The sequence below is a fragment of the Planomonospora algeriensis genome, from assembly GCF_977012225.1.
On the sequence record NZ_CDRNDK010000509.1, the window covers coordinates 1 to 4,176 of the forward strand.

Below are 4,176 nucleotides of genomic sequence, written 5' to 3' on the forward strand. Positions count from 1 at the left end.
CGATCCCGCCGGACGCCGTCGTGCTCACCAACGCGCCGCGCTTCGGGGCGGGCCGCGGCGACGGCGTGTCCGCGCACGTCCGGGTGCTCGTGGACGCGACCGATCCCCGCCTGCGCGAGGCCCGCCGGTCCGAAGCGGTCGACAAACTGCTCGACCTGCACGAACGCGTGTTCTTGAAGGCCGAGGAGTGCGCCGCCCACCTGGACGGCGGCTCGTTCGTGGTGAGCGTCGTGGGCGGCGTGACGGCGGCGGGCGTGCCGCTGCCGTTCACCGGCCTGTTCACGGGCCTGGTCAAGAGCCTGGCGCTGGAGTTCCCCGGCGCCGACGTGCTGGCCACCGTACACGAGGACGTGCCGCTCGACGAGGTACCGGCCACGGTGAGCGCCGAGCTGGGCGCGCGGCGGCTCATCCCGGTGACCTACCACGCGGGGGGCCTGCGGCTCACGCCGAGAGCGGTGCCCACCCCGGCCACGCCGTCCGCGGTCCCGCCGCTGGGCGAGGACGCGCTGGTCGTGGCCGCCGGAGGGGCACGGGGCATCGGTGCGCCGGTGCTGGAGGCGCTGGCCGCGCGCCACCGTCCGCGCCTGGTGGTGCTGGGCAGCTCCGAGCTCCCCGACGACGACGGCGGGGAACTCGACCGCAGCGCGTTCATCCGCGCCCAGGTGCGGCGGGGAGCCTCGGTGCCGGAGGCGAACGCCGGCTACGACCGGTCCGGCGAGGCGCGGCAGATCCGGCGCACGCTGGCCGGGCTGGAACGGCTGACGGGCCAGCGCGGCGAGACCGACTACGGCGCCGCCAACGACTTCCTCAACACGGCCGCCCTGAACGCCGACGGCGAGTTCACCATCGGCTGGACGCTCTGGCGCGACATCGGCCTCGGCGCCTCACCGCTGATGCGCGACTTCCTGCAGGGCAGCGACGAGTTCACGCCGACGCCGACCGAGGAGGGCGTCGAGCACTTCATGGCCGAGCTGGCCGCCGCCCCGGACGCGCCCGTCACCGTGTTCTTCGGCGCCAAGGAGCGGGCCGCGATCAGGGCCGCCGTGCCGGAGTTCCTGGAGTTCTCGGCGGGGGCGGCGCGGCCCCTGCCGTACATCGACCGGGTGCTGCGCCGCGGCGCCGCCGAGCTGGTGGCCGAGCGGACGTTCTCCCTGGACCGGGACGGATACCTCGGCTTCCACCAGGTGCGCGGCTATCCGACGCTGCCGGGCACGTTCGTTCCGGAGCTGGCGGCGCAGGCCGCCGTCGCGCTCGTGCCGGACCGGGTCCCGGTCGTCTTCGAGGACCTGCGGCTGGAGTCGTTCCTGCGCGTCTACCGCGCGGACCGGCCGGAGGTGAAGCGGCTCACCGCCACGCTGCTGCGCGCCGACGAACGCGAGTCGGTGGTGGCCGTGCGGGTGCTGGGGGACGTGGTCGCCCCGAACGGCGTCACGGTCGCCCGCGACCGGCTGCACTTCTCCGTCACGGTACGGCTGCGCGACGCCCCGGTGCCCGGCCCTTCGTGGACGCACTGGGACGAGCACGGGAGCCGGCCGCTGCGCGACCCGTACCACGTGCCGGGGTCCGACGTCCTGCTGCGCGAGGTGTTCGCCTCCACGACCGGCACCCGGACGCATCCGCTGGGGCGGCGGGGCCGGCTCGCGCTCGACGCGCCCGCGCTGCGCCGCTGGCTCCCCGGCCTGCTGGTCCCGTCCGTGACGCTGGACGGCCTGGTCCGCGTGGCCGTCCTGGAACGGGTGGCGGGCCGCTGGACGCCGGTCGCGATCCCCCGCTCGATCCGCCGCATCGACCTGTACGGCGGGCACACCGACCTGACGCTGGCGGCGCTGACCGAGCCGGTGGAGCTGTACGTCACCCCGGTCGACCTCGACCTGGAGGACCCCGAGCCGGACAACCGGGCCATCGCGGTCGCGTCGAGCGGCGAGGTGCTGCTGCAGGTGAAGGACATCATCGGTGCCGTCGTCGGCTACGTGGAGCAGGAGACCGGCGAGTACGTCGACAGAGAGAGATTCGACCGCGAGGAGCGCCGATGAACCCCGAAGGGACCTGCCCGGTCGCCCACGGCCCGCGAGGGCTGCCGGTGATCGGCGACGCCATCCCCTACTTCAAGGACCCGCTGGCCTACACGCTGTGCATGCAGGAGCGCGACTCGCTGGTCTCGGTCCAGCTGCCCATCCCGTTCGTCCAGGTCACCGAGCCGGAGGCGATCGAGCGGGTGCTGCGCGCCAACCCGGACAACTACCGGCGCGGCACCCTCTACCAGGGGTTCGTCGGCACGATGGGGTCGGGTCTGCTGACGCTCGACACCGACGGCTGGCGCGGCCCGCGCAAGGCGGTGCAGCCGGCGTTCACCCCGCGCAGGGTGGCCGGCAGCGCTCGTGAGGCGGTCGCGGCCACGGAGAAACTGCTGCGGCTCTGGTCGGAGCACGCCGCCTCGGGCGCGGTCGTGGACGTCGCGCCGGGCCTGATGGACGTGTCCGCGCGGGTCATGGGCATGGCGCTGATCAGCCGCGACCTGTCGGGCACCGACTACCCCCGGGCCGCCGCGATCGCCAACAAGGTCATATACACCAGCACGATCAAGGGCTTCTCGGCGCTGATCCCGTCCTTCGTGCCGACGCGGTACCACCGCGCCCGCAAGTGGTCGGAACGGGTGCTCGACGCCATCATCCGCCAGGTGATCGAGGAGCGGCGGGACGCCGGAGAGCACGGCACGGACGCCGCCGGCCTGCTGCTGGACGCCGGACTGTCCGACGCGGAGGTGTCGGACAACCTGCGCACCCTGCTGCTGGCCGGCTCCGACACCACCGGCCAGGCGCTGGCCTGGACCATGTACGAACTGGCCCGCCACCCGCAGGCCCGCCGCGCCGTCGAGCGCGAGGTGGACGAGGTGCTGGCCGGAGGACCGCCCGATCCCGAGCTGCTGGGCGAGCTGCCCCAGACCACGGCGGCGGTGAACGAGGCGCTGCGCCTGCACCCGCCGGTCTGGCAGTTCCCCCGCGACGCCGTCGGGCCGGACACCCTGGCCGGGCGGCATGTCCCGGCGGGCACGACGGTCCTGCTCAGCGTGTACGGCACGCACCGCTCACCCGAGCACTGGGCGGACCCGGAGGCCTACGATCCGCAGCGCTTCCTGGACGGCGCCCAGGACCGGCGGCACAAGCACGCCTTCCTGCCGTTCGGGGGAGGGCGGCGCATGTGCGTCGGCAAGGGACTGGCGATGGCGACGCTGGTGACGGCGGTGGCGATGCTGTCACGGCGCTACCGGCTGCGGCTGCCGGGCGCGCGCCAGGTACGCAGCGGCCACTACATCACGCTGTTCCCCAGTTCGGGGCTGCCGGCGGTCGTGCGGGAGCGGACATGACCGTGACGGCGGTCCGGCCGCATCTGGTGTCGTTCGAGACCGGCTCCTTCGTGCGGCCCGTGCGCCGCATGGTCTGGGAGCCGGTGCCGCACCCGCTCCCGCCGCCGTCCCCCGTGGCGCGGCGCCTGCTGGTCATCGGCTCGGACGCGGACCTGGCCGTACGGCTGGCGGACCGCCTCGGCGCCGACGTGTGCGCCCCCGGCCGCGAGCCGGAGCACGACGACTGGGACGGGATCGTCGACCTGAACGTCACCGGCATCCCGTACCGGCTCGGCGGCGGTGAGTGGCGGGACGCGCTGGCCAGGACCACCCGCGTGGTGCAGCGCCGCTACGCCTCCTGGCAGGAGGAGCCGCGCGCCGACCGGTGCTGCTACGTCGCGGTCACCCACCTGGGCGGCCTGATGGGCTACGACGGCGGGCCGATCGGCACGCCCCTGGGCGGCATCTGGGCGGGGTTCGCCAAGTGCCTGCCCCGCGAGCTGCCCAACCTCGCGGTGAAGGTGCTGGACGTCGACTCCGCCGACCCGGACGGCTCGCCGGGCTGCTGGAGTCCGAGCTGGCGGCGTGGGACCTGTTCGAGATCGGCTACCGGCGGGGCGTGCGCCACGCGCTCACCGCCCTGCCGAGCCCGGAACCGCCGCCGCGCCTGGACCTGGACGCCGCCGACCTGGTGCTGATCTCGGGAGGCGCGCGCGGCGTCGGCTTCGCCTGGCGCGCGGGCTGGCCGAGCGGTTCGGCTGCCGCGTCGTGGTGACGGGCCGCGACGGAGCTGCCCGCCGCCGGACTGGCTCACGCTGCCGGACGACCGCTAC

Annotated in this window: 3 protein-coding genes; all 3 read left to right on the plus strand. The window is 74.7% G+C overall.

Going from position 1 to position 4,176, the window contains the following annotated elements; all coding sequences use genetic code 11:
* On the plus strand, positions 1-2,033 hold a 2,033-nt coding region (locus ACWJ6R_RS31330; protein ID WP_449065681.1), incomplete at its 5' end, for a hypothetical protein.
* Positions 2,030-3,364 carry a cytochrome P450 gene (locus tag ACWJ6R_RS31335; RefSeq protein ID WP_449065682.1) on the plus strand — a complete coding sequence of 445 codons (1,335 nt, stop codon included), beginning with the start codon at positions 2,030-2,032 and terminating at the stop codon, positions 3,362-3,364. The genes ACWJ6R_RS31330 and ACWJ6R_RS31335, both read left to right, overlap by 4 nt.
* Positions 3,361-4,041: a hypothetical protein gene (locus ACWJ6R_RS31340; protein WP_449065683.1), complete on the plus strand. Its 681-nt coding sequence runs from the start codon at positions 3,361-3,363 to the stop codon at positions 4,039-4,041. The genes ACWJ6R_RS31335 and ACWJ6R_RS31340 overlap by 4 nt, the downstream gene beginning before the upstream one ends.
* Positions 4,042-4,176 lie beyond the last annotated feature (135 nt).